The organism is Microbacterium yannicii PS01 (assembly GCF_000304335.1).
GTDB classification, from domain to species: domain Bacteria; phylum Actinomycetota; class Actinomycetes; order Actinomycetales; family Microbacteriaceae; genus Microbacterium; species Microbacterium yannicii_A.
In genome coordinates this window covers 39,386-59,495 of record NZ_CAJF01000004.1, presented here as the reverse complement: position 1 = coordinate 59,495, position 20,110 = coordinate 39,386, and the positions used below count along the sequence as shown (strand labels likewise).

17 protein-coding genes and 1 riboswitch are annotated in these 20,110 nt (G+C 70.3%); of the genes, 10 read left to right on the top strand and 7 right to left on the bottom strand.

What is annotated here, in order from left to right; all coding sequences use genetic code 11:
• The first annotated feature begins 20 nt into the window (after window positions 1–20).
• Window positions 21–881 (top strand): DNA-formamidopyrimidine glycosylase family protein, encoded by an 861-nt coding sequence (locus tag WYM_RS03400; protein ID WP_019179424.1) that lies wholly within the window; start codon window positions 21–23, stop codon window positions 879–881.
• A gap of 6 nt (window positions 882–887) precedes the next feature.
• Here the strand turns inward: WYM_RS03400 and glpK are convergent, their stop codons facing one another.
• Together glpK and WYM_RS03390 are read right to left on the bottom strand one after the other, a co-directional pair.
• Window positions 888–2,426 (bottom strand): glycerol kinase GlpK, encoded by a 1,539-nt coding sequence (gene glpK / locus WYM_RS03395; protein WP_019179423.1) that lies wholly within the window; start codon window positions 2,424–2,426, stop codon window positions 888–890.
• 95 nt (window positions 2,427–2,521) lie between these two features.
• Window positions 2,522–4,258: a glycerol-3-phosphate dehydrogenase/oxidase gene (locus WYM_RS03390; protein WP_019179422.1), complete on the bottom strand. Its 1,737-nt coding sequence runs from the start codon at window positions 4,256–4,258 to the stop codon at window positions 2,522–2,524.
• Between the two features lie 139 nt (window positions 4,259–4,397).
• A riboswitch (FMN riboswitch) is annotated at window positions 4,398–4,571 on the top strand.
• A gap of 79 nt (window positions 4,572–4,650) precedes the next feature.
• Between WYM_RS03390 and ribD the strand changes: the two genes are divergently transcribed.
• The 6 genes from ribD (at window position 4,651) to WYM_RS03360 (ending at window position 10,262) form a co-directional block, all read left to right on the top strand.
• Window positions 4,651–5,715: a bifunctional diaminohydroxyphosphoribosylaminopyrimidine deaminase/5-amino-6-(5-phosphoribosylamino)uracil reductase RibD gene (gene ribD / locus WYM_RS03385; RefSeq protein WP_019179421.1), complete on the top strand. Its 1,065-nt coding sequence runs from the start codon at window positions 4,651–4,653 to the stop codon at window positions 5,713–5,715.
• The gene (locus tag WYM_RS03380; RefSeq protein WP_019179420.1) at window positions 5,715–6,401 is read left to right on the top strand and encodes a riboflavin synthase; all 687 of its coding nucleotides are present in this window, start codon (window positions 5,715–5,717) and stop codon (window positions 6,399–6,401) included. The genes ribD and WYM_RS03380 overlap by 1 nt, the downstream gene beginning before the upstream one ends.
• Window positions 6,398–7,690 carry a bifunctional 3,4-dihydroxy-2-butanone-4-phosphate synthase/GTP cyclohydrolase II gene (locus WYM_RS03375; RefSeq protein ID WP_019179419.1) on the top strand — a complete coding sequence of 431 codons (1,293 nt, stop codon included), beginning with the start codon at window positions 6,398–6,400 and terminating at the stop codon, window positions 7,688–7,690. The genes WYM_RS03380 and WYM_RS03375 overlap by 4 nt, the downstream gene beginning before the upstream one ends.
• Window positions 7,687–8,169, top strand: coding sequence for a 6,7-dimethyl-8-ribityllumazine synthase (gene ribH, locus WYM_RS03370; RefSeq protein WP_019179418.1), 483 nt, complete (start codon window positions 7,687–7,689; stop codon window positions 8,167–8,169). Before WYM_RS03375 ends, ribH begins: the two co-directional genes overlap by 4 nt.
• A gap of 116 nt (window positions 8,170–8,285) precedes the next feature.
• A complete protein-coding gene (locus WYM_RS03365; RefSeq protein ID WP_019179417.1) occupies window positions 8,286–8,636 on the top strand; it encodes a hypothetical protein in 351 nt (116 codons plus the stop codon).
• A gap of 153 nt (window positions 8,637–8,789) precedes the next feature.
• Window positions 8,790–10,262, top strand: a complete 1,473-nt coding sequence (locus WYM_RS03360; RefSeq protein ID WP_019179416.1) for an MFS transporter — start codon at window positions 8,790–8,792, stop codon at window positions 10,260–10,262.
• A 69-nt stretch (window positions 10,263–10,331) separates the two neighbouring features.
• Here the strand turns inward: WYM_RS03360 and WYM_RS03355 are convergent, their stop codons facing one another.
• From WYM_RS03355 to WYM_RS03345, 3 genes are read right to left on the bottom strand one after another with little or no spacing between them, the layout of a single operon-like run.
• A complete protein-coding gene (locus WYM_RS03355) occupies window positions 10,332–11,168 on the bottom strand; it encodes an ABC transporter permease (protein WP_019179415.1) in 837 nt (278 codons plus the stop codon).
• Window positions 11,165–12,049, bottom strand: a complete 885-nt coding sequence (locus tag WYM_RS03350; RefSeq protein WP_019179414.1) for an ABC transporter permease — start codon at window positions 12,047–12,049, stop codon at window positions 11,165–11,167. Before WYM_RS03350 ends, WYM_RS03355 begins: the two co-directional genes overlap by 4 nt.
• Entirely contained in the window at window positions 12,046–12,987 is a 942-nt protein-coding gene (locus tag WYM_RS03345; RefSeq protein WP_019179413.1) for an ABC transporter ATP-binding protein, read from the bottom strand. Before WYM_RS03345 ends, WYM_RS03350 begins: the two co-directional genes overlap by 4 nt.
• A 132-nt stretch (window positions 12,988–13,119) precedes the next feature.
• Here WYM_RS03345 and WYM_RS03340 point away from each other — a divergent pair, with 132 nt between their 5' ends.
• Together WYM_RS03340 and WYM_RS03335 are read left to right on the top strand one after the other, a co-directional pair.
• Window positions 13,120–13,335: a transcriptional regulator gene (locus tag WYM_RS03340; RefSeq protein ID WP_040569010.1), complete on the top strand. Its 216-nt coding sequence runs from the start codon at window positions 13,120–13,122 to the stop codon at window positions 13,333–13,335.
• Window positions 13,336–13,360: 25 nt separating this feature from the next.
• On the top strand, window positions 13,361–15,379 hold the full coding sequence (locus WYM_RS03335) for an ABC transporter ATP-binding protein (protein ID WP_019179411.1): 2,019 nt from the start codon (window positions 13,361–13,363) through the stop codon (window positions 15,377–15,379).
• Window positions 15,380–15,476: 97 nt separating this feature from the next.
• On the opposite strand, the gene WYM_RS03330 is transcribed toward WYM_RS03335, so the two are convergent.
• The gene (locus WYM_RS03330) at window positions 15,477–17,357 is read right to left on the bottom strand and encodes a phosphoenolpyruvate carboxykinase (GTP) (protein WP_019179410.1); all 1,881 of its coding nucleotides are present in this window, start codon (window positions 17,355–17,357) and stop codon (window positions 15,477–15,479) included.
• A 115-nt stretch (window positions 17,358–17,472) separates the two neighbouring features.
• On the opposite strand from WYM_RS03330, the gene WYM_RS03325 reads away from it, so the two are divergent.
• Window positions 17,473–18,909 (top strand): XRE family transcriptional regulator, encoded by a 1,437-nt coding sequence (locus WYM_RS03325; protein ID WP_019179409.1) that lies wholly within the window; start codon window positions 17,473–17,475, stop codon window positions 18,907–18,909.
• Between the two features lie 52 nt (window positions 18,910–18,961).
• Here the strand turns inward: WYM_RS03325 and WYM_RS03320 are convergent, their stop codons facing one another.
• Entirely contained in the window at window positions 18,962–20,041 is a 1,080-nt protein-coding gene (locus WYM_RS03320) for a winged helix DNA-binding domain-containing protein (protein ID WP_019179408.1), read from the bottom strand.
• Between the last annotated feature and the right edge of the window lie 69 nt (window positions 20,042–20,110).

The following is a 20,110-nucleotide window of genomic DNA, read 5'->3' as shown; positions in this document are numbered from 1 at the left end:
CGCCATGGCAGGATGAGGCCATGCCCGAGATGCCGGAGGTGCAGGGGCTCGTCGACTTCCTCGGCGAGCGGGTGACCGGTCTGCGGATCACCCGGACGATGGTCGCCAACATCGCGGCGCTGAAGACGTACGATCCGCCCATCGATGCCCTGAACGACACCGAGATCACCGGAGCGTCGCGTCACGGCAAGTTCATCGACCTCGCCACGACCGGCCCCCACCTCGTGTTCCACCTCGCCAAGGCCGGCTGGCTGCGCTTCACCGACCAGCTGACGCCTACGCTCATCAAGCCGGGCAAGACGCCGATCGCACTCCGGGTCGCACTGAGCGACGGGTCGGGCTTCGATCTCACCGAGGCCGGCACCAAGAAGTCGCTCGCGGTGTACGTCGTGCGCGATCCCGCCGATGTCCCGGGTATCGCTCGTCTGGGCCCCGATCCCCTCGACCGCGGTTTCAGCCGCGAGACGTTCGCCGCACTGCTGGAGGGCCGCCGCACGCAGATCAAGGGCGTGCTGCGGGACCAGTCGGTCATCGCCGGCGTCGGCAACGCCTACTCCGACGAGATCCTGCACGCGGCGAAGATGTCGCCGTACGCGCTGGCCGCGAGCCTTGATCGGGCCGAGGTCGACCGGCTCTACGGCGCGCTGACGGCGACGCTGGCCGAGGCGGTGGCCGCGGCATCCGGCAAGCCGCCTGCCGAGCTCAAGGACGCCAAGCGCCGCGGCATGCAGGTGCACGGGCGCCGCGACGCGACGTGCCCGGTGTGCGGCGACACGGTGCGCAGCGTGTTCTTCGCCGACAACTCGCTGGAGTACTGTCCCACCTGCCAGACGGGCGGCAAGATCCTCGCCGACCGCCGGCTGTCGCGGCTGCTGAAGTAGCCCGCCTCAGTCGCCGGTCGTGCCCATGAGCACCCGCGCGTCGTCGTCCACCCAGTCCAGCGACTTCGCGACGGCCTTGCGCCACATCCGGTACCGGCGTTCGCGCTCCTCCTCGGGCATCCGCGGCTCGAAGCGGACGTCTTCCCGCCAGTGCGTCCGCAGCTCGTCGAGGTCTCGCCACACGCCGGTCGCGAGGCCGGCGGCGTACGCCGCGCCGAGCGCCGTCGTCTCGACGACCTTCGGGCGCACGACCGGGATGCCGAGGATGTCGGCCTGGAACTGCATCAGGAGGTCGTCGCGGGTCATGCCCCCGTCCACGCGCAGCTCATCGAGGCCGCGGCCGGTGTCGGCGATGACGGCGTCGATGACGTCGCGGGTCTGGAAGGCAGTGGACTCCAGCGCGGCGCGGGCGATGTGGGCTTTGTTGACGTAGCGGGTGAGGCCGACCAGTGCACCGCGCGCGTCGGGCCGCCAGTACGGTGCGAACAGGCCCGAGAAAGCCGGAACGAAGTAGGCGCCGCCGTTGTCGTCGACAGTGGCGGCGAGCGTCTCGACGTCTTCCGAGCGCTGGATGATCCCGAGGTTGTCGCGCAGCCACTGCACCAGCGAGCCGGTGACGGCGATCGAGCCCTCGAGCGCGTACCGCGCCGGCTCGTCGCCGCAGCGGTAGGCCACCGTGGTGATCAGGCCGCTGCCCGATCGCACGATCTCGGTGCCGGTGTTGACGAGCAGGAAGTTGCCGGTTCCGTAGGTGTTCTTCGACTCGCCGGCGTCGAACGCGGCCTGCCCGAAGGTCGCCGCCTGCTGGTCGCCGAGGATGCCCGCGATCGCCACGCCGTCCAGCACCGACGGCAGCTGCGAGTGCCCCAGGACCTCCGAGGACGAGCGGATGTCGGGCATCATCGCGCGGGGGATCCCCCAGACGTCGAGGAGCTCGTCCGACCAGTCCAGAGTGCGCAGGTCCATCAGCAGCGTGCGCGAGGCGTTCGTGACGTCAGTGACGTGGATGCCGCCGCGCGCGCCGCCCGTGAGGTTCCACACCACCCAGGTGTCGGGGGTCCCGAACAGCAGCTGGCCCGCCTCCGCAGCAGCGCGGGCACCCGGGACGTTGTCGAGGATCCAGGCCGCCTTCGACGCCGAGAAGTATGTCGCCAGCGGCAGGCCCGTGGTCTCCGCGAAGCGATCGGAGCCGCCATCGCGCGCGAGCTGATCGATGCGCGGCTGGGTGCGGGTGTCCTGCCACACCAGCGCGTTGTAGACCGGGCGCCCCGTGCGCTTCTCCCACACGATCACGGTCTCGCGCTGATTCGTCACGCCGATGGCGGCGACGCCGGATGCCGCGATCCGCGCCCGCGACAGGGCGGCGGCGATCACCCACTCGGTGTTGGTCCAGATCTCGACCGGGTCGTGCTCGACCCAGCCGGCCCGGGGGAAGACCTGCTCGTGCTCTCGCTGTGCGACCGAGACGATCGCGCCTCCCGCATCGAACACGATCGCACGAGTCGATGTGGTGCCCTGGTCGATGGCAAGGACGTGGTCGGCCAACGCCGTCTCCTCTCTGCGAGCCGCGCCTTCGCGGCGTCGCCCGCTCGCTGTTCCCGCGATCGAAGCGCCGGGCGCCGTTCACGGGTGCGGTCAGGCTATCGTGCGGACGCCTCGGCCCCGGCCGGGTCGGCGGCGTGCACGGCGGCGAGCGCCCGAGTCGTCTCGGCGTCGGTCCGTGCGGCATCCCACCCGAGGACGGGCGCGACGGCGCGGGCGATTTCGGCGACGGCGGCGGGGGTCGCCGCGCCGATGAAGGCGATGCTCGTGCGCCGCATGAGGACGTCGTCGAGGTGCACGACATCCTCGCTCGCGGCGAGGTGGCGCACTTCCCCCGTACTGTACTCAGGCGCGTGCTCGAACGGCGCGTCGTCGTCGGCGGCGGCGATGGCGTCGATGACCGAGGAGGCCACCGTCCCGTAGCGATCGAGCAGCGTGGCGACCCGCGCCGCAGGAAGGTCGTCGGTGTGCCCCGCGATCCACTGCTGCCGCGCCCGCTCGGTCACCGGGTATCCGCGCCCTCCGCCGATCGCGAGGCCCTTGGTGGAGCGGCGCCGCGGGTGGGCGAGAAGCGCGAGTGCGCGGTCGGCCAGGTCTTCGGCGGACGCCCGGAAGGTGGTCCATTTGCCGCCGACGAGGCTCAGCACCGTGGCATCCCCGCCCGGAAGCGGCGCGGCCTCGATGCGGTAGTCGCGCGAGACGAACCCGGGCGCCAGCTCGCCGTGACCGGGGAGCGGGCGCACGCCGGCGAAGCGATGGACGATCTGCGATCGATCGACGCGGATCGCCGGCAGCACCTGGGCCACGAGGTCGATGAAGTACTCGACCTCGGCGTCGGTGCAGACGACCGGGTCGCGCATGTCGTGCTCGAGGTCGGTGGTCCCCACGAGGACCCGGCCCTTGAGGGGGTAGATGAGGACGATCCGCCCGTCCTCGTTCTCGAAGAACAGCTCGCGTCCACCCGTCGCGGCCAGCAGCTCGGGGTGGTCGAGCACGATATGCGAGCCCTTCGTCCCGCCCATGTGACGGGTGGGGTCGCCGAGCGCGAGGTTGGTGAGGTCGGTCCACGGACCGGACGCGTTGATGACGACGGATGCCGCGAACGGCGTCTCGGCGCCGGTCTCGCCGTCGCGCAGCACGACGCGGCCGCCCTCGACGCCGACCGCCGCCGTGTAGTTCGCGGCGCGCGCACGATCGCCTCCGGCAGCGCGGCCGTCCCGCAGCACGTCGATCGCGAGCCGCTCGGGGTCGTGCAGCGACGCATCCCAGTAGGTCGCGGTGTACTTCACGTCCGGATTGAGCTCGGGCAGGTCCCGCAGCGAGCGCTTGCGACCGCGGAAGGTGTGACGCGGCACCGTTCCGTGCCCGAAGGCGCTGGCGAACAGGCCGCCGCCGCGCGAGAACGAGTCGTAGATGACGAGCCCGATCTTGATGAGGAGGGCACCGCGCTCGCGTGTCTTTCCGCCGCCGTGCCGGAGGAAGCGCAGCGGCGCCGAGAGCATGCCCGAGAACGTGGCGAAGATGGGGATCGTGGTCTGCAGCGGCCGGACATAGTGCGCAGCGGTGCGCAGCAGCCCGTTGCGCTCGGTGACCGCCTCGTGCACGAGGCGGAACTCGCCGTTCTCGAGATAGCGGATGCCGCCGTGGATCATGTGCGACGAGGCGGCCGAAGAGCCGCTCACGAAGTCCGCTCGCTCGACGAGCGCGACATCGACGCCCTGCAGGGCGAGATCGCGGAACGTCGCCAGCCCGTTGATGCCGCCGCCGACGATCAGCACGTCCGCATACGGACGCGCCTGAAGCAGCTCGAAACCGCGTGCCCCTGCCGTGGTCATCGCCTCACCTTCCCTGCTTCCAGGCTACGTCGGCCGGGCGATACCGGGACGCGCCGCGCCCCGGTCCCACGCGTGCACGTTGCATGCGATGACATGGAATGAATCGGCGAGGGGCGCGTTGACTAGACTCGAGAGCATCAACGTGCTCCGGGGTCGGTGAGAATCCGAACCGGCGGTGACAGTCCGCGAGCCGAGGCTCAGCATCCGTTTCGGATGCCGCCCTGGCCGATCCGGTGGAATTCCGGAACCGACGGTGATGCGACAGAGGTCCGAGAGGGCATCGGTCGCTAGTCCGGATGGGAGGCAGCACGGGCGGCGTCACGCGCGCCGCCGCTTCCCCTGCCCCGGAGCGCCCGAGCTGCGAATTCACAGCCGGCGAGACGAGGAGCAGGATGGCGAGCACAGCGGAACGCGACGCGATGCGCCGCGCGCTCGCGATCGCCGAGCGCGGCCCGCGGGGCGTCAATCCCCAGGTCGGCGCCGTGCTGCTCTCGCCCGACGGCGAGGTCCTCGCCGAAGGCTGGCACCGCGGGGCCGGAACCCCGCACGCCGAGGTCGACGCGCTCTCGCGACTCGCCCCCGGCGCGGCCCGCGGGGCGACCGCCGTCGTGACCCTCGAGCCCTGCAACCACACCGGTCGCACCGGACCCTGCTCCGAAGCGCTCATCGCCGCAGGCGTGGCCCGGGTCGTCTACGCGGTGGACGATCCCGGCGCGCGCTCCTCGGGCGGCGGCTCGCGGCTGCGCGAGGCCGGGGTCGATGTGGAGTCGGGTCTCCTCTCCGGCGAGGGGCACGAGCTGCTGGACTCGTGGCTCGCTGTGCAGCGGCTGGGCCGTCCTCACGTGACGGTCAAGTGGGCGCAGAGTCTCGATGGCCGGGCCGCGGCATCCGACGGCACGAGCAAGTGGATCACGGGCTCGACAGCACGCGCCGACGTGCACCGACGGCGTTCGCTCGCCGATGTCATCGTGGTCGGCACCGGCACGGTGCTCGCCGACGATCCGGCGCTCACCGCACGCGCCGAAGACGGATCGCTGCGCGACCACCAGCCCGTGCCGGTCGTCCTGGGCGCGCGCGCCGTGCCCGACGACGCCGCGCTGCACGGCCACCCGCACCGCTTCCTGCAGTTCTCGGGCGACCTGGTCGCCGTGCTGGACGATCTGCGCCTGCGCGGAGCCCACCGCGTCTTCGTGGAGGGCGGGCCGACGGTCGCCGCGTCCTTCCTGCGCGAGGGACTCGCCGACGAGCTGCTCGTGTACATCGCGCCGGTCCTCCTCGGCGGCGACATGCTCGCCGTGCGCGACATCGGCGTCGACACCATCGCCCACGCCCGCCGCCTGACGGTGGCGAGCGTCCTGCCGCTCGGCGACGACCTGCTCGTGGTCGCCACCCCTCACGGCGAGACAGCGCCCGGCGCACCCGCCGCGGCCGACGCCGAACAAGAAGGAGACGCCTGATGTTCACCGGAATCGTGGAGGAGATCGGCCAGGTCACCGCCGTCGAGCCGTCGGGTGACGGCGTGCGCGTGACGGTCGCGGGTCCCCGGGTCGTGTCGGATGCCGCGCACGGCGATTCCATCTCGGTCAGCGGCGTGTGCCTCACGGTCGTCGACCAGGGCCCGGACTGGTTCACGGCCGACGTCATGAAGCAGACGCTCGACATGTCCACGCTCGTCGGGGTCGCACCCGGACGCCCGGTCAATCTCGAGCGCGCCACGGCGGCGCACGGGCGACTCGGCGGACATATCGTGCAGGGCCACATCGACGGCACCGGCGAGGTGCTCGAAGTGCGTCCCGGCGCGCAGTGGCGCGTGCTGCGCATCGGGCTGCCGGGCGAGCTCGCCCCCCTGGTGGTCGACAAGGGCTCGATCGCCGTCGACGGCGTCTCGCTGACGGTGAGCGCCGCCAGCCCCGCCTCTGCCGGTGCCGAGCCGGCCGCGGCGTGGTTCGAGGTGTCGCTGATCCCCGAGACGCTCGCCGCCACGACCCTCGGCGCGCGCGTGCCCGGCGACCGCGTGAACATCGAGACCGACATCCTGGCACGTCACGTCCAGCGATTGCTCGCCTTCACCCCCGCCGCTGCGACGGCGGCCCCTGAGTTCCCCGCGGCTGCGGCCGCACCGACGGAAGGAGGCTCGGAATGAGCCTTGCCACGATCCCCGACGCGCTCGAGGCGCTGCGCGCGGGCCGACCCGTCATCGTCGCGGACGATGAGAATCGCGAGAACGAGGGCGACGTGGTGCTCTCGGCCCAACTCGCCACTCCGGAGTGGATCGCGTGGACCGTGCGCTGGTCCAGCGGCTTCATCTGCGCCCCGATGCCCGCCGAGTGGGCGGACCGGCTGGACCTGCCGCCGATGGTCGAGAACAACGAGGACGCACGCGGCACCGCGTACACGGTCAGTGTCGATGCCGCCGACCGCCATTCCACCGGGATCAGCGCGTCCGATCGTGCGCACACGCTGAACGTGCTGGCCGACCCGTCGGCGACGCCCGCCAGCGTGATCCGTCCGGGTCACATCCTGCCGCTGCGAGCCGTCGAGGGCGGCGTGCGCGAGCGCGCCGGCCACACCGAGGCCGCCGTCGAGCTGACCCGCCTGGCAGGGCTCGAGCCGGTGGGCGCGATCGCCGAGGTGGTGGCCGAGGACGGCTCGATGATGCGGCTTCCGGGTCTCGTCGAGCTCGGCGCGCGAGACGGCGTGCCGGTGATCACGATCGAGCAGCTCATCGCCTATCTCGACGAGACCGAGCCGGTGTCGGCCGCTGCGCGCCCCGCCCACAAGCGCCGCGTGAGCCTGCGCGCCGAATCCCGTGTTCCGACCTCGCACGGCTCCTTCCGGTTCCTGGCGTACAAGGATCGGGTCACCGGCACCGATCACATCGCCGTCGTCTCGGGCGAGCTGACCGCCGCGCCGCTGGTGCGCGTGCACTCCGAGTGCCTGACCGGTGAGGCCTTCGGCTCGCTGAAGTGCGAGTGCGGGCCGCAGCTCGAGGCTGCGCTGGACGCGATCGAGCAGGACGGCGGCGTGGTCATCTACATGCGCGGACACGAGGGCCGTGGCATCGGCCTCATCAACAAGCTCCGCGCCTACTCGCTGCAGGAGCGCGGACTCGACACGGTCGATGCCAACCTCGCGCTCGGCCTCCCGGCCGATGCCCGCGACTACGCGGCGGCAGCGGGCATCCTCGCCGATCTCGGGATCGAGAAGGTGCGGCTCCTGACCAACAACACCGACAAGGCCAACCAGCTGCGCGAGCTCGGTCTCGACATCGTCGAGCAGGTGCCGCTGCTGGTGGGAGTCGGCCCGAACAACCATCAGTACCTGGCCACGAAGCGGGACCGCATGGGACACATCATCGCCGAAGAGGACCTCGCCGACGCGCTGGCCCTCATGCAGGACGGCGCTCAGCGTCACGAAGGAGACGACCGATGAGCGGCAAGGGCGCACCGGCCACCACTGGTCCCGTCGACGCAACCGGACTCGACATCGTCGTCGTCGCCGGCACCTGGCACGACGTCATCACCGATGGCCTCATCGCCGGCGCCGAGCGCGCACTCGACGCGGCCGGAGCGACCTGGCGACTCGTGCGCGTCCCGGGCTCGTTCGAGCTCCCGGTCGTGGCGAAGGCGGCGCTCGACGCAGGCGCGGACGCCGTGGTGGCGCTCGGCGTCATCATCCGCGGTGGCACTCCGCACTTCGACTTCGTCTCGAACGCCGCCACCGACGGCCTCACCCGCGTCGCGATCGACACGGGCAAGCCGGTCGGCTTCGGCGTGCTGACACTCGACGACGAGGCGCAGGGCATCGCCCGCGCGGGACTCCCCGGCTCGCAGGAGGACAAGGGCTTCGAGGCGGCGGATGCCGCGATCCGCACGGCGCTCGTCCTTCGTGCACTTCGACAGGCTCAGTGACCGGTAGCGGTCTCAGTGACCGGTTCCACACACCAGTGACCGGTTCCGGGGACTCGGCGGACGGGTGAGGCGGCCCTCGCTGGCGCCGGATACGGGATCGTCCTAGCGTGACCAGCATGGAAACCCTGCGTCACATCGTCGTGCTCGTCCACCTCGTCGGTTTCGCGGTCCTCTTCGGCGCCTGGGTCGTCGAAGCCGTGGGCAGGCGACGCATCATCCGCCCGATGGACTGGGGCCTCGCGATCGCCGGCGTGGCGGGCCTCGCGCTCGCCGCTCCCTGGGGCATTGATGGCGACCTCAACTACGTCAAGATCGGCGTGAAGCTCGTCGTCCTCCTCGTCATCGGGGCGTTGCTCGGCATCGGGGCCGGCCGCCAGCGCAAGAACGGCGCCGTCGCGCCGGCGCTGTTCTGGTCGATCGGCATCCTGACCCTGCTCAACGCCGGGCTCGGCGTGATCTGGCGCTGAGCCGCTTAGACTGGTCGTTTGTGCCCGGGTGACAACGCCCCCGCACGCCCGGTGACCAGCGCTGCCCCGGCGCGTCACCCCGCGCCGAGCGGACGCACACCGACACGTTCCACAAGGACGTTCTCGCTCCGCTACTCCCCCCAGGGCATCTTCATGGCTTCTTCCACGGCGACGACCACCGCTCCCGCCAACCCCCGCTCCCGCGTCATCGCGGCCAGCCTCGTCGGAACGACGATCGAGTTCTACGACTTCTACGTCTATGCGACGGCGGCCGTGCTCGTCTTCCCGATCCTGTTCTTCCCCACCGGCAACGACACCACGGCGCTGCTCGCCTCGTTCGGCGTGTTCGGCGCGGCGATGATCGCGCGCCCGCTCGGTGCGATCGTGTTCGGTCACTTCGGCGACCGCTTCGGTCGTAAGGCGACGCTCGTCGCCTCGCTGCTCACGATGGGAATCGCCACGTTCCTCATCGGCTGCCTGCCGACCTATGACGGCATCGGCTGGTGGGCGGCACTGCTGCTGCTGATCCTCCGCCTGGCGCAGGGATTCGCGCTCGGCGGCGAGTGGTCGGGCGCCGCCCTGGTCGCGACCGAGAACGCTCCGGCGGGCAAGCGCGCCTGGTACGGCACCTTCCCGCAGCTGGGCGCTCCGCTCGGCTTCATCATCGCCAACTCGGTGTTCCTCGCCATCAACTTCCTTCTCCCCCACCCCGACGGCGCGAGCCAGCGGTCCGCCGACTTCCTGGCGTGGGGCTGGCGCGTGCCGTTCCTCTTCTCGGCTGTGATGGTGATCATCGGCCTGTGGGTGCGGCTGCGGCTCGTCGAGTCCGAGACGTTCGTCCGAGCCGAGGAGAAGGGCGCGATCCGCAAGTTCCCGCTCGGCACCGTCTTCCGCCGGCACTGGTGGCACCTGATCCTCGGCACGTTCATCATGCTGGCGACCTACGTCCTGTTCTACCTGATGACGAACTTCACCCTGTCGTACGGCACGAAGCCCGCCGATCTCGAGACCGCGTCCGCGGCTGCCCGGGCAGCGGCAGAGGCGTCCGGCCAGCCGTTCGACGCGGCGGCGTTCGCTGCCCAGTTCTATCCGGGCCTCGGGTTCGGGTACACCGACTTCGTGATCATGCAGATCATCGGCGTGGTCTTCTTCGGCATCTTCACGCTGCTGTCGGGTCCGATCGCCGACGCCATCGGACGACGGAAGCTCCTGCTGTGGGTCACCGGCCTGATCATCGTGTTCGGCCTGACCTTCAACCTGTTCCTGCTGCCGCAGGCCGATCCGAAGTTCGCCGGAGCGCTCGCCCAGGCCTTCCTCATCTTCGGCTTCATGCTCATGGGCTCGACGTTCGGGCCGATGGGCGCGGTGCTCCCCGAGCTGTTCCCCACGAACGTCCGGTACACCGGGTCGGCGGTCGCCTACAACGTCTCGTCGATCCTCGGTGCGGCGCTCGCGCCCATCGTCGCGGTCGCACTCTGGGCGGCGTCGGGAGGAAGCCCCGTTCTCGTCGGCCTGTATCTGTCGGCGATGGGCGTGCTCACCTTCATCGCACTGGTGCTCTCGCCTGAGACCAAGAACGTCGACTACGACGACAACCTCGGCGTCGGCGCGACCGGATCCCTCTGATCTCGCGCGGACCACACGAACGACGGATGCCTCGGAGCGCTGCTCCGAGGCATCCGTCGTTCGCGTCCCTCAGTCCAGGAAGAGGGCGCGCAGCCGCTTCGTCGTGAACACCAGGCCGATGGCGATCATGACCGCGTAGTACAGGACGTGCCACAGCATGTCGGGTGTGAGGATGCCGGTGGTCAGCCCGCGCACCAGCTCGACGCCGTGCCAGAGCGGGAACGCCATGATGATCCCCTCGACCCAGTCCGGGTAGATCGAGATCGGGTACAGGGTCGCCGAGAAGAGGAACATCGGCAGCAGCACGAAGTTGATCCAGTCCATGTGCTGGAAGGTCTTCATGTAGCTGGTGACCGCCATTCCGAGGCTGGCGAATCCGAAGGCGATGAGCAGCACGGCGGGAATGGCGAGGATCGCCGTCCACGCCAGGTTCAGCCCCAGCAGCTGCATGATGACCATGAAGCCGGTGGCGTAGAGCAGGCCGCGCAGCAGCGCGTAGAGGATCTCGCCCAGCGCGACATCGAGCGGGCCGAGGGAGGTCGCCAGCATGCCCTCGTAGAGCTTGCCGTAGTTGAGCTTGAAGAAGACGTTCCACGTCGAGTCGTAGATCGCGCCGTTCATCGCGGAGACGGCGAGGAGCGCCGGCGCGATGAATGCGGCGTACGAGACCTCCACGCCGCTGGAGGTCTCGACCTCGCCGATGATGGAGCCCAGGCCGATGCCCATCGAGGCGAGGTAGAAGACCGGTTCGAAGAAGCCCGACAGCACGACGATCCAGCTCGACGAGCGCGCGGCGATGAGGCCGCGCTGCACGACCGACTGGGGATTCCCGGCCCACAGCGCCCGCACGCCGCCGGTGCGGACCGCGGCCGTCGCCGTGCTGTCCTGGGCCTGCCCGACGCTCACTTCGCCAGCCTCCTCTCGAACAGGCGACGCGCGATGATCAGCCCGCCGACCGTCAGCAGAAGCAGATAGGCCACGTGCACGACCACGAGGAGCGGTTCGATCTCTTTGCCGTAGGTCACCAGGCGGCCGAGCTCTGTGGCGTGCCACAGCGGAGAGATCCAGCCGATCCACTGCAGCCAGCCGATGTTCGCCAATGGGTAGAACGTGCCCGAGAAGAGGAACATCGGCATGAAGATGAACCGCTGAACCAGCGCGAACTGCCCCTTGTCGTCTTCGATGGTCGCGGCGTATGCCATCAGCGGAATGCCGAACGACAGGCCGGCGAGCAGGCCGATGAAGACGGACAGCCACGCGGTCGCCGGCACGATGGCGCCGGGCTGGAGGATCGCGAAGAACAGAGCGATGAAGGCGAAGTACAGCACGACCGTGAGGGCCATGCGAGCGCCCGCGCCTGCGACGACGCCGTTCGCGATCTGGCTCGACGACAGCGGAGAGGCGTTGAAGCCGTAGAAGTAGCGGCGCCACTTGAATCCGGCCATGACCGGGTAGGTGAACTCCTCGGAGGCGACGGCGATCGCCGAGGTCATCAGAAGGGCGGGCGCGACGAACACCAGGTACGGCACCGTCTGCCCGCCGTCCTCGATCGGCGCGTCGATGATGGCGGCCAGGCCGACGGCCAGCCCCAGCAGGTAGAGCACCGGCTGCCCGAGCGCGCCGACGATGATGGTCCAGCCGTAGGCGCGCATCGCGCGCACCATGTGCTCGGTGACGTACCAGGTGCCGCGCGAGCGCGGCTTGCGACCCCACTCCATGGCCTCGGCGCGCAGCTCGTCCAGCGCCGGATCCGTGGTGACGGGCGACTCTTCGGGGCGGGCGCTCATTCGATCAGCGACCTTCCGGTCAAACGCAGGAACACATCCTCGAGGCTCGAGCGGCGCACGAGGCTCGTGATCGGGTTGAGGCCGCGTTGGGTGACCTCCTCGAGTGCCGCCTCGCCGTTGTGCGCATAGACGAGGACGCGGTCGGGCAGAACCTCGACGCGGTCGCCGATCCCGGCGAGCTGGCCCGCCACCTGCTGGTTGCGGTCGGAGCCGAAGCGCACCTCGAGCACCTCGCGGCTGGAGTGCTCGCGGATGAGCGACGCCGGCGTGCCCTCTGCCATGATCCTGCCCTTGTCGACGACGATGAGCCGGTCGCACAGCTGCTCGGCCTCGTCCATGTAGTGCGTCGTCAGCACGAGGGTCGTGCCCCGCTCCTTGAGACGGAACAGGCGGTCCCACAGCACGTGCCGCGCCTGCGGGTCGAGTCCCGTGGTCGGCTCGTCGAGAAGCAGGATGCGCGGGTCGTTGATGAGACCGCGGGCGATGGTGAGACGGCGCTTCATACCGCCGGAGAGCTGGTCGACCTTGTTCTTGGCCTTGTCCTCGAGGGCGGCGAAGGCGAGGAGCTCATCGGCCTTCTGCGCGCAGACCTTGCCCGGAAGCCCGAAGTACCGCCCGTAGATGTAGAGGTTCTCGCGGGCGTTGAGCTCCCCGTCGAGGTTGTCCTGCTGAGGCACGACTCCCAGTCGCGAGCGGATCTCGGGTCCGTAGCGGTCGGGATCGAGCCCCAGGATCGACAGGTCGCCGGCCGTGCGCGTCGAGACCGCTCCGATCATCTTCATCGTCGTCGACTTGCCGGCGCCGTTCGGACCGAGCAGGCCGAACGACTCGCCAGGAGCCACCTCGAACGACAGCCCGTCGACCGCCAGGAAGTCGGGCTTGCCTTTGAGCTTGTAAGCCTTGACGAGGTTGTTCGCAGCGATCACGGGGGCAGGCACCGGACTACCCTAACGCCCGTCCACGACGCCGCGTTCGTCAACCGTAGTTGACGCCAGAGTGGGGCGTCAACTATGGTTGACGACGGATGCCTCGACACCGGCATCCCCGAGCCGATCCGGGAGGACGAGACGATGAGCGGCGACGACATCCGCACCCTGATCGGCGCCGTCCCCGAACGCGAGCCGCTGGCTGAGCTCCATCGCCTGGCCGAGGTCCGTCGCGAGCTGGCCCGCGCCGAGGAGGTCCAGGTGCGCAAGGCGCGCAACCTCGGCTTCTCGTGGCAGGCGATCGCCAGCGCGCTCGGAGTGAGCCGACAGGCCGTCCACAAGAAGTACGGTCGAAAGTAACCCCCTTCACGAACGAGGTAGACCCATGCCCTCCGCCGAACTCGACGAGGCCCCCTCCCCTGAGCCGACGACCGAGCCGACCACGGCTGCCGCGCCGGCATCCACGAAAGGCCGCGGACCGCGCGGCAAAGTCCCGGAGGGCCCCCGCGCCAGCTTCGGGCAGCTGCTGCCGTACATCTTCGAGCACAAGGGCACTCTCGTCGCCGTCGCCGTGCTGAGCGTGCTCGGCGCGGTCGCGACCCTCGTTCAGCCGCTTCTGGTCGGCCAGGTCATCGAGCGGGTGCAGAACGAGCTCCCGCTCGGCATCCTCATCTGGGCGCTCATCGCGTTCGTCGTCGTCGGCTCGCTCATCTCGGGCTGGCAGCACTACCTGCTGCAGCGCACCGGCACTGCCGTGGTGTACTCCAGCCGCCGCAAGCTCATCGCGCGCATCCTGCACCTGCCGATCAGCGAGTTCGACGCCCGTCGCACCGGCGACCTCGTCTCGCGCGTCGGCAGCGACACGACGCTGCTGTACTCGGCCCTCACCCAGGGACTCGCCGACTCGATCGGCAACGCACTGCTGTTCGTCGGCGCGATCGTCGCGATGGCGCTGATCGACCCGCTGCTGCTCGGGATCATCGTGCTCGTGATCGGTGTGTCGGTCGTGGGCGTGGTCGCCCTCAGCGGCCGCATCCGCACCGCCTCGACCGAACAGCAGGAGAAGGTGGGCGAGCTCGCGTCGGGCGTCGAGCGGGCCGTCGGCTCGATCCGCACGGTGCGCGCCGCGGGCGCCGCCGACCGCGAGACCGAGGCCGTCACCGCGCGGGCGACGGACGCCTATCGCGTCGGCGTGCGCATCGCGAAGGTCTCGGCGCTCGTCGTGCCGATCGCCGGGATCGCGCTGCAAGTGTCGCTGCTCGTCGTCATCGGCCTCGGCGGCTACCGGGTCGCGACCGGGGCCATCACGATCGCGAGCCTGGTGACGTTCATCATGTTCCTGTTCCTGCTGATCGCGCCCCTGGGCTCGTTCTTCGGCGCCATCACGTCGGTGAACCAGGCGCTCGGGGCGCTCGGCCGCATCCAAGAGGTCCTCGACCTGCCGACCGAGTCGCAGGACGACGCGGCGCTGGCGGCGACGTTGCGCGAAGGGGCGGCGCAGGAAGAGACCGACGGGCTGCCGACCCGGGAACGCCGAGACGGCTCCGTCCCGGCGATCGAGTTCCGCGACGTCCGATTCCGCTACCCCGAGAACGTCGTCGAGGCGCGGCGGAAGGCGGCGTCCGAGGCGCGCGCGGTGCTCGAGAACGCGCACGTCGAGACGTCGGCGATCGCGCTGCCCGAGCGCGAGGCGACGGATGCCGCGGCATCCGCCCGCACCGACGGCGAGGTGCTGCGGGGGGTGTCGTTCGCGGTGCCGCGCGGCGCGCGAGTGGCCCTCGTCGGTCCGTCGGGCGCCGGCAAGAGCACGACGCTCGCGCTCATCGAGCGGTTCTACGACCCCACCGGTGGTGCGATCCTGCTCGACGGCGCCGACGTGCGCACGATGGATCGCGCGATGCTGCGCGCCCAGCTCGGCTACGTCGAGCAGGACGCGCCGACGCTGGCGGGGACGATCGGCGACAACCTGCGGCTGGCCTCGCCCGAGGCATCCGATGCGGAATGCGAAGCCGTGCTGCGCGCGGTCAATCTGGGCGAGGTCCTCGACCGCAACCCGCTCGGCCTGGACGCTCCGGTCGGCGAGAGCGGCGTCATGCTGTCAGGTGGCGAGCGTCAGCGCCTGGCGATCGCCCGCGCGCTGCTGGCCGCTCCCCCGATCCTGCTGCTCGACGAGTCCACCTCGTCGCTGGACGGCCTGAACGAGCAGCGCATGCGCGAGGCGATCGACGCCGTCGCCGCCGGGCGCACGCTCATCGTGATCGCCCACCGGCTCTCGACGGTGGTCGACAGCGACCACATCGTCGTGCTCGACCACGGTGTCGTCGTCGGCCAGGGCACGCACTCCGAGCTCGTTGCGACGACTCCGCTGTACCGCGACCTCGCCAAGCACCAGCTGCTCGTGTGAGCGGCGCCCGCGCATGAAATAGGCGCCCGGCCCCTCTGCCAAGAAGAGGGCCGGGCGCCGGTCTGTGGTGCGCGGCGCAGCGGGAGCGGCGCGGGGCTCAGGCTCGCTGCAGGCGGTACCGCAGCGCGGCCAGCTCGGCCCACAGCGGTGCCGGGACCTTGCCGTCGAAGGTGCGGTAGAACTCCTCGGTGAGGTCGGCCTCGCGCATCCAGGAGTCGCGGTCGATCGCGAAGAGCTCGTCGAGGTCGGCCTGCGCCACGTCGATGCCCTCGAGGTCGAGGTCCGACGTCCGCGGGAGGCGCCCGATCGGGCTGTCGACGGCCGGGACCTCGCCCTCGATGCGGCGGATGATCCAGTCGATGACCCGCGAGTTGTCGCCGAACCCCGGCCACAGGAAGCGGCCGTCCGAGCCCTTTCGGAACCAGTTGACCTGGAACACCCGCGGCGCGCGGTCGAAGCGCAGCTTCTGCCCGACCTTGAGCCAGTGAGCGAAGTAGTCGGCCATGTTGTACCCGCAGAACGGGAGCATGGCGAACGGGTCGCGGCGCAGCTCTCCGACGGTGCCCTCGGCGGCGGCGGTGCGCTCGGACGAGACGTTGGATCCCATGAAGACGCCGTGGGTCCAGTCGGTCGCCTCGACGACGAGCGGCAGGTTCGTGGCCCGGCGGCCGCCGAAGAGGATCGCGTCCAGCGGCACGCCCTGGGGTGCGTCCCAGTCGTCGGCGATCTGCGGGCACTGGGTCGCCGCGACGGTGAACCGCGAGTTCGGGTGGGCGGCGGGACGACCGGATGCCGGGGTCCAGGGGTTGCCCTCCCAGTCGGTGAGCTCTGCCGGCGGTTCGTCGGTGAGCCCCTCCCACCACACGTCGCCGTCGGGGCGCAGCGCGACGTTGGTGAAGATCGTGTTCCCCCACAGCGTCTCGACCGCGGTGACGTTGGTCGACTCCCCGGTGCCCGGGGCGACGCCGAAGAATCCGGCCTCGGGGTTGATGGCCCACAGGCGCCCGTCATCGCCCGGACGCAGCCAGGCGATGTCGTCGCCGAGGGTCTCGACGCGCCAGCCCGGGATCGTGGGCCGCAGCATGGCGAGATTCGTCTTGCCGCACGCCGACGGGAAGGCCGCGGCCAGGTGGTAGGCGCGGCCGGCCGGGTCGATCACGCGGATGAGGAGCATGTGCTCGGCGAGCCAGCCCTCGTTGCGGCCGATCACCGACGCGATACGCAGAGCGAAGCACTTCTTGGCGAGGATCGCATTGCCGCCGTAGCCCGAGCCGAACGACCAGACTTCGAGGGTGTCGGGGAAGTGGACGATGTACTTCTCGTCGTTGCAGGGCCATGCGACGTCCGCCTCGCCCGGCGCGAGAGGAGCTCCGACGGAGTGAACCGTCTTGACCCAGGGCGCACCGCCGGCGATCTCGCGCAGCACCGGGGTGCCTACGCGGGTCATGATGCCGATCGAGCTCACCGCGTACGCGCTGTCGGTGACCTGCACGCCGATGTGCGACAGCGGTCCGCCGACGGGGCCCATCGAGAACGGCACGACGTACATCGTGCGCCCGCGCATGGACCCTTCGAAGAGGGGGGTGATCGTTTCGCGGATCTCGTCGGGGGCGATCCAGTTGTTCGTGGGCCCGGCGTCCTCTTCGCGCTCCGAGGCGATGAAGGTGCGGCCCTCGGTCCTGGCGACGTCGCTCGGGTGCGAGCGCGCGAGGTACGAGCCGGGCCGCCATTCGGGATTGAGCTTGATGAGCTTGCCCTCGTCGACCATCTCGTGCAGCAGCGCGTCGTTCTCGGCGCGGGAGCCGTCGACCCAGTGCACGCGAGCGGGCTGGGTGAGCGCAGCGATCTCGTCGACCCACGCGACGAGGGCAGCCATGCCCTCACCCTGGATCGCCGGAAGATCGCCATACGTCCGCGAGATGGTGGGGCGTGCGGGGGCGGAGCCTTCGGTGCGGGTGAAGATGTCGGCCAGGGCCATGGTGTCGCTCCTCCTGATGCAGAATCACGTTCTGCATCCACTTTCCCCGCAATTGAACCCGTCTTCGCGTGAAACGTGGCGTCAAGAGTTGCGATTCTTTCGCTAGCATCAAAGAATGCCGCCCACGTCCCTGGAGCTCTCGACGCTCGGCCACCGGATCCGCCATCAGCGCATCGCGCACGGCTACACACTGGACGAGCTGGGCGCTCTTGTCGGTGTAGCCGGAAGCCAGCTGAGCCTCATCGAGAACGGCAAGCGAGAGCCGAAGCTGTCGCTCCTCCAGGCGATCGCGAGCGTCACGGGGGTCGACGTCGGCGAGCTCCTCTCCGCCGAGCCGCCCAATCGGCGGGCGGCCCTCGAGATCGAACTCGAGCGTGCGCAGTCCAGCTCGGTGTTCCGTCAGCTCGGCATCGCGCCGGTCAAGGTGACCAAGGGCATGGCCGACGAGACGCTCGAGTCGATCCTCGGACTGCACCGCGAACTGCAGCGCCGAGAGCGCGAGGCCATCGCGACTCCCGAAGAGGCCCGCCGGGCGAACACCGAGCTTCGCTTGAAGATGCGCGAGCACGACAACTATCTTCCGGATATCGAGAAGCTCGCCGAGAAGCAGCTGAAGGCGGCCGGGCACGTGTCCGGTGCCCTGACCCACCGCACGGTGAGCATCATGGCCGAGAAGCTCGGATTCGAGCTCATCTACGCCAGCGACCTGCCGCGCTCCACGCGGTCGATCACCGACCTCGAGCACGGCCGCATCTACCTGCCGCCGGCCTCGATCCCGGGTGGTCATGGCCTGCGCTCGATGGCCCTGCAAGCGATGGCCCATCGCCTGCTCGGGCATCGCCGGCCGACCGATTACGCCGACTTCCTGCAGCAGCGACTCGAGATCAACTACTACGCGGCGTGCTGCCTGATGCCCGAGACGGCATCCGTGGCGTTCCTGCAGCAGGCGAAGAAGGACCGCAATCTCGCGGTCGAGGACTTCCGCGACGCGTTCGGCGTGACGCACGAGGCGGCCGGAATGCGGCTGACCAATCTCGCGACCACGCATCTCGGCATCCGCCTGCACTTCCTTCGCGTCGACGGCTCGGGCGCGATCACGCGGGTGTACGAGAACGACGATCTGCCGCTGCCGATGGATGTCACCGGCGCCGTCGACGGCCAGGTCGCATGCCGCAGGTTCTCGGCACGGGCGGCGTTCTCGGAGCAGAACCGCACCACCGAGCACTACCAGTACACCGACACGCCCGCGGGCACGTTCTGGTGCTCGACCCAGACCGGCGCGACCTCGGACGGCGAGTTCTCGATCACGGTCGGCGTGCCGTTCGACGACGCGCGCTGGTTCCGCGGCCGCGAGACGCAGAAGCGGGCGACCTCCACCTGCCCCGACGAGACCTGCTGCCGTCGCGCACCCGGTGATGTCGCACAGCGCTGGTCGGGCAAGGCGTGGCCGAGCGCGCGCGTGCACATGCAGATGTTCTCGCCGCTCCCCCGCGGCGCCTTCCCCGGCGTCGACGACAACGAGGTCTACGACTTCCTCGATCGGCACGCCTGACGCGCGGGGCGCGAGCTCGTGCAGGCCGCAGGATCTCCGGTGGAGGCGAACGCTAGGCGGTGATGAAGTCCCGGTAGCGGGCGAGGGCGGCGGACACCTCGTCGTCGCTCGCGGCACCCGGGGTGAAGAGCTCGGGGATCGGGTGATCGGCGTGCCGCCCGACGGCGACGGAGTGCGTCCAGACGCCGACGATCTCGCCGCGGGCGACGAGGATGGGTCGCACGATGCCGTTCATGCTCGGCCCGATCGCCCTGAGGAACTCCGGTGCGCACGGCACGGTGCGGTCGACGTACGACAGGTAGTACTCCTCGAAGGGCGGCAGCGCGAGGACCGGAGGGGCGGCACCCGAGAGCGGCGGCGGCGGGTCGCCGACGACGTACTGCGGCTCGGGTTCCTCTCCCACGACGCGAAGGCGATCGGATGCCGCGTCCGCCGCCTTGCGAGCGACCCCGAGCGGCAGGCCCGTCCACCACGCGAAGTCGCGCGGCCCGGCCGGTCCGTGCGAGGCGATGTAGCGGTGGAAGAACTCGGCGAGCGGATCAGGCGGCGTCACCGGGGAACGGATCCACTCATCCGCCAGCACGATGTACTGCTCGCGCGTCGGTCCGCCCGCGCGCGGCACGACCGGCCCCTGGCAGACCACACCCCGAAGAGACAGCGCCACCAGAAGGTGGTAGCCACGCTGCTTCGCGGTCGAGACGCCGACCGTCTCCCAGACCTCGGCGAGCTCTCGGCGGATCAGCCGGTTGCCGCCTGCGAGCGCGGCGACGGCGGCGCGCTGGGCTCGGTCGATCTCATCGGCGTCGATGGACTCTGCGCGACGGACGCCGGCAGCCTGCCGCGCCTGCCGCTCCCCGGTGATCGACAGCACCCACGCGAGGTCTTCGGCGGGGATGACATGGATGGTGCCGCGCATCGTCCATGACCGCACGATCTCGCCTCGATCGAAGGCCGCGTCGACATCGCGCAGGCTCGGTGCGCCGCGTGTGCGCGACGCGACCGCCCAGCGGCCACCCCAGAACTCCTGCCCCTGGGTCGCGAGCATGTGCCGCGCGGCATCGGCGATGGTGGCGGCGGGGGCGCTCAGCCGGTGCGACCGGAGCCGCTCCTCCCGAACCGCGGAGTTCTCCATGCCCCCATCATGGCGTGCGCTCCGGACAGTATGCGTCCGCTCTTCTGCCGCAGCGTGGCCCGATGCCCA